Raw genomic sequence first — 5,752 nt, 5'->3', positions numbered from 1 at the left:
TCCGCTACTCACCAACGAGATGGGCGTCGTCTTCGTTGCCGCGAACCAGGGATCGAGCAAGCATCCTGACGTGGATGGCCAGACCTCCTTCACCTGGGAGGATGGCACCAGCATCGACTTCACCGCAGATCTCTTCAATCTCGGAAGCGCGAGCTGCACGACGTTACGCGACTACGACGCTCTCGGGGCCAGCGGTACGGCCGTCGTCACCCACCGGTTCAAGAACGGCCAGACGCTCGGTGACGGCGCCATCGTGATGAACGCGAATCCTGCGACGAGCTGGAACACCGTTCTGATGTCTTTCTGGTGGGAGGATGTGCAGGCGGCGTCAGGGCCTCCCGGTGATCCGACGGGACAGCTGCTGGCCACGATCCTGAACGCCGCACTTCCCGAGAGCTGCCAGGCCTCTCCGGATCCGAGCACGGACGTTCCGGAACGGGAGACGCCCGCCGCCGGCCTACCGCGCCTCACGCTCCTGCATCCCAACGTGCCGAACCCCTTCAACCCGGTGACCACGATCCGTTTCGACCTGGCACGCGAGGGGCGAGTGGACCTCGGCATCTACGACGTGGCGGGACGCCGGGTGCGCAAACTCGTGGATGGCGTCTTGGCCCGCGACCGTCACCAGGTCACTTGGGACGGTCGCGACGCTGGCGGCCGGCAGGTACCGAGCGGTGTCTACATCTATCGGCTCGTGGCCGCCGACGCCGACTTGTCGCGCAAGTTGATCGTCCTTCGCTGAGTGCAAACCGTACAGTCAGCGCAAGAGCACCACTGTTCTCGACGCTTGCACGAGGCCGGCACGCAAGCGGACGACGTAGAGCCCCGAAGGCAGACTGCGCCCGGCGTCGTCGCGGCCGTCCCAGCTCACGGCGTAGTCCCCGGGATCGCGTTGGAGCGGGCCCTCGAGTCCGCGTACGCGCCGGCCGGCGATGTCGAACACCGTGAGCGTGACCGTACCGATCTCGCCGATGCTGTACTCGAGGGTGGTCCTGGGATTGAAGGGATTGGGCCGGTTCGGTTGCAGGATTGTCATCCGCGCCGCCGCTGGCCCGTGGGGCTGGTTTGGAACGCCGCCGCTGCCGATGCCAGTGCTTCGCGCCGCCTGCACCGCCGCCAGCACGTCCAGCCGTCCGTGACCGAAGGTGTGATTCGGAACCATCGAACCCGGCACGCCACCGCAGGTCTGTTCGGAGGTGAGCGGTACTGCTGTACGAAGGAGCAGGTCCTCGATCCGATCGACCTGGCCGGCGAGGGACGGAACGGCAGAGACAATCAAGGCCACGGCGGCGGAGACGAGCGGCGTGGCCATGCTCGTGCCGTTCCAGCCGCCTTGATAGCCGCCCCCGGGGATGCTGGAGCGGATGTCCGCCCCCGGGGCGCAGAGGTCGGGCTTGAGCCGGCCGCTGCCATCGACGACGACCGGGCCGCGGCTGCTGAAGGCGGCGATGCCGTCGTCCCGCGTGGTGGCGCCGACGGAGAAGGCGAGGTCGTAGATCGCCGGCGGATAGACGACGGTGTCGCAGGCAGGGCCGTCGTTGCCGGCACCGGCAGCGACGAAGATGCCCGCAGCGCGCACGGTCTCCACGATGCTACGGAGGACGCCGGGGTCGGCGCAGCCTTCGCCGCGGTCGCAGACCCAGGAATTGTTGATCACGTGCGGCGCGAGCGCCGGTTCAGGGTTCAGCCCCTGGAGATCCGTGGGCGCCACGAACCACTGGAAACACTCGCTCACGTAGCGCAGCGCCGTGCGCTCCGTCTGCTCCCAGCAGCGGCAACCGATCCAGCGCGCTCCTGGTGCGGCGCCTATGCGGTTGCCGGCGCCGTCGTCCCCGACCATCGTCCCCATCGTGTGCGTGCCGTGGCCGGTGAAATCACCGTCGCAGGGAACGGGCGAGTCGGGTGGACATTCGACCGGACCGTCACCGCTGTGGATGGCATCGTGCCAGTTGTAGTCGTGGCGCGCCCCCTCCTGCCGGCTGCCGCGATACTGGCGCGCGAGAGCAGGGTGATCCCACTGGTAGCCCGTGTCCATGCCGCCCACGACGGCACCCTCACCGGTGACGCCTTGGGCCCATACCTCGGGAGCGCGGATCTGCGCCACGTTCCACTCGATCCCATTGTTGGTTTCGGGAGGAAGTCCCGGGCGCTGCGGCAGCGTCGCGGTGCCGATCCACGACGCCTCACGCTGGAGCGGCGTGTTCTCCACAATCCGGGCTACTGTGGCATCGCGCGCCAGCTCTTCGAGGATCCGTAACTCGGCTCGCACCCAGAGCATGTTCACGATCCAGAAGCTCTGATGCTCGACGCCAGCTGCTGTGAGCCATTTCCGCAGTGGCGCTTGTGTGCGCTCGGCGAGACGGCTCGCCGTCTCGAAGACGAACTGGCCCTTCGCTTCCTTGCTTTCCAGCGCCGCCGCGTCCGCCAGATTCGGTTGCTCGGCGAGAAGGACGAGGCACTCCGTGGGACCGCGACTTGCCGCCTCCAGGACCGCCGTCTCCACCTTGTGCTCCCAGGTTTCGGCCCCGGCCCCGAGGCCGCACACGAGCAACGCCGCCGCGACAAGGCAGCCCATGCGCATGCAATTACCCCCGGAGTCAAACAGGGCGAGGACGACCGAGTGGGGAAGGCACCACGAGGATAGCACGCACCCCGCCCGCCGGGAGGCGCACCTGGGTCCAGTTACGCCGATGCTTGCGGGCACTGACGGCGGTTGCTAGCCTGCCGCAGCTTCGGAGAGCAGTCGCGGGTGCGCGGCCCTGCGGGGAGGGGGAAAGCTGCCGTCGTGAGCGTCATCCTCGGCATCAATGCCTTCCACGCCGGCGCCTCGGCGGCGCTGCTCGTGGACGGCGTGCCCGTCGCTGCGGTGGCCGAGGAACGGCTGAACCGGATCAAGTACTACGCGGGCTTCCCCAAGCAATCGATCCAGCGCTGCCTCGACATGGCCGGGCTCCGCTTCCGCGATGTGGATGCGGTGGCCATCGGCCGCGACCGGGCCGCGAACCGCGCCGAGAAGTTGAAATACGTCCTCTCCCAACCCACGAAGCTCCTCAACCTGGCCAAGATCGGCACCACCCGGCGCAGCCTCGACGACGCCCGGGAACTCCTCGTGCACCACTGCGGCGCCGACCCGGCGGAGCTGCGCTGCACGCAGTACAACGTGGAGCATCACCTGGCGCACACCGCGAGCGCTTACTTCGCCTCCGACTGGGAACGCGCCGCGGGCCTCACCGTGGACGGCTCCGGGGACTTCTGCACCAGCATGCTCTGCGCCTGCGAAGGCGACGAGATCCGGGTGATGCACCGGATCTATGTCCCGCACTCGCTGGGCTCGCTCTATACGATGGTCTGCGAGTTCATCGGCTATGGCACCTACGGCGACGAGGGCAAGGTGATGGGCCTCGCCCCCTACGGACGCGATACCTACACCGAGCATTTCGGCGAGATGGTCGATCTCACCTCGGACGGCTTCAAGCTCAACCCGCGGTACTTCGTCCCCTTCGGCGCCAACCAGGGCATGCGGATCACCGAAGAAGGCACCATGATCTTCGATCGCCACTTCTCCCGGCACATGGAGTCGCTCTTCGGTGCACCGCGGGCGAAGCACGCTGAGATCACCACCCGGGACGAGGATCTCGCCTTCGGCCTGCAGGCGAGCTTCGAGAAGGTGTACATGCACCTCCTGCACCTGTTGCACCGGCTCGTTCCCGAAGAGCGGCTGGTGCTCGCGGGCGGTTGCGCGCTCAACAGCGTCGCCAACGGCAAGATTTTCGACTCCACGCCCTTCCGCGCCACCTGCATCCAGCCGGCAGCGGGGGACGACGGCCTCGCCCTGGGCGCGGCGCTCTACACGAGCAACGTCATCCTGAAAGAGGGCAAGCGCTGGGTGATGCGCGACGCCTTCCTCGGGCCGGAGTACGGCGAGGCGGAGCTGCGCCGGGTACTGGAGGAGCGCGGCGTCGCCTACACTCAGCTCGAGCGCGCGGCGCTCCTGCAGGAGACGGCGGCGGAGATCGAGCGCGGCAATGTCGTCGGCTGGTTCCAGGGGCGGATGGAATGGGGCCCGCGGGCCCTCGGCAACCGCTCCATCCTCACCCACCCCGGGCTCCCGGACATGAAGGCGGTGCTCAACGCGCGCATCAAGCACCGCGAGGCCTTCCGTCCCTTCGCCCCGGCGGTGCTGGCGGAGCGACAGAGCGAGGTCTTCGAGCACACCCACCCTTCGCCGTTCATGCTGCACGTGTACAAGATCCGCCCGGAGTGGCGCGAGCGCCTCACCGCGGTGCGACACGTGGACGACACCGGGCGGCTGCAGTCGGTGCGCCGGGAGGAGAACCCGCTGTACTACGACCTCATCCAGACCTTTGCGGCACGCACTGGGCTCCCTGTCATCCTCAACACGAGCTTCAACGAGAACGAGCCCATCGTCGAGCACCCGGCGCAGGCGGTGGACTGCTTCCTGCGCACGAAGATGGATGTCCTCGTCCTGGGGCCCTACTTCTGCCGGAAGCGCGAAGCGCCGGCCGGCGATGTCCCCGAGCCTGTCTGAGATCGTCATGACCTGGTCGGTGAGCGAAGAACGCCGCCTCCGCGGCTACGCTGTCGAGTGGCTGGCAACGGATTCGATGCTGCTCTCGCGCCGCACGCGCCTGTATCGCCAGCAGGGAACGGCGCCACCGGAATTGCTCGGCAAGATCCCCGCGCCCTGGTGGGAGCGCGCCGCCGGTCGCTTCCGTCTGGGCCAGCGCCTCTTGCGAGCGCTGGTCTACAACGTGGTGCCGCTCGGCGATGGCAGTCTCTTCGTGACCTATGGCAAGCGCGTGGGTCTTCTCCGCGGCGGGCGCTTCACCCCTCTCGCGCTCGGACGGCCGTGCCGCGTGCTACGCGGCGGGGCGGCGGTGGGACGGGACGGCTGCGTCTACTTCGGCGAGTACCGTACCAATCGGGAGCGGCAGAACGTACGCGTCTATCGTTATCCACCGGGTGCGTCGGAGGTCGAGGTCGCCCATGTGTTCCACGCCGGCGAGGTCCGTCACGTGCATGGCATCCAGCGCGATCCGTACGACGACTCGCTCTGGTGTCTGACCGGGGACTTCGGCCAAGAGTGTCGCATGCTGCGGACCGACGACAGTTTCCGCACCCTGCAGACGGTCGGCGGCGGCGACGAGAGCTGGCGCTGTGTCAGCCTGCTCTTCACCGCGACCCACATTTATTGGGCTACCGACGCGGAGTTCGAACGCAACAAGCTCTACCGGATGGAACGCATCGGCGCGCGGCGCGAGGTGCTCGGCGAGCTCGACGGGCCGACCTATTACAGCCAGGCTTGCGGGGAAGATCTCTTCTTCGGCGTCGCCGCCGAGCTCTGCCCGAGCCAGACGGGACGCCAGGCGTCGCTCTGGTGCTGGAACGACGGCGGTCTCGAACGCGTCGCCGCCTTCGAGAAGGACGCGCTTCCGGTGTCGCTTTTCCTGCCGGGCACGCTGCACTTCCCCGGCGGCCCCGGCCGCGCCGGCGAGTTGTACTTCCACGGCGTGGGTCTGCGCCGGGCCGACAATCGCACCTTTCGCGTGCAACGCGGGCGGCCCTCTGGCGGCGCTTCGGGTGCGGACGTCTCCCCAGCGCCGGGGTGAGCGTCAGTCGCGCCTCTCGTTCATGCCCGGGTCTCGAGGTTCGAGGAACTCGAGCCAGAGGCCACGCGCGAAGGCCGGGCGCACTCGGAGGCTCCGGCCGCGTGGATCGGAATGGGGTTCCG

General features: G+C 68.1%; 4 protein-coding genes. 3 read left to right on the top strand and 1 reads right to left on the bottom strand.

All coding sequences use genetic code 11. The features are described 5' to 3' along the window. Positions 1-742: FlgD immunoglobulin-like domain containing protein (locus VFE28_11475; GenBank protein HZM16612.1), on the top strand; the 742-nt coding region annotated here is incomplete at its 5' end. 15 nt (positions 743-757) lie between these two features. Here the strand turns inward: VFE28_11475 and VFE28_11470 are convergent. Beyond that, complete coding sequence (locus VFE28_11470; GenBank protein HZM16611.1) at positions 758-2,581, bottom strand: S8 family serine peptidase; 1,824 nt, start codon at positions 2,579-2,581, stop codon at positions 758-760. 204 nt (positions 2,582-2,785) lie between these two features. On the opposite strand from VFE28_11470, the gene VFE28_11465 reads away from it, so the two are divergent. Together VFE28_11465 and VFE28_11460 are read left to right on the top strand one after the other, a co-directional pair. Beyond that, positions 2,786-4,549, top strand: coding sequence for a carbamoyltransferase C-terminal domain-containing protein (locus VFE28_11465; GenBank protein HZM16610.1), 1,764 nt, complete (start codon positions 2,786-2,788; stop codon positions 4,547-4,549). A 7-nt stretch (positions 4,550-4,556) separates the two neighbouring features. Continuing rightward, complete coding sequence (locus VFE28_11460) at positions 4,557-5,630, top strand: hypothetical protein (GenBank protein HZM16609.1); 1,074 nt, start codon at positions 4,557-4,559, stop codon at positions 5,628-5,630. Positions 5,631-5,752 lie beyond the last annotated feature (122 nt).

Source organism: Candidatus Krumholzibacteriia bacterium (assembly GCA_035649275.1).
Lineage (GTDB): Bacteria > Krumholzibacteriota > Krumholzibacteriia.
The sequence above is the reverse complement of the archived record's forward strand: the minus strand, read 5'-3'. Positions and strand labels throughout refer to the sequence as shown.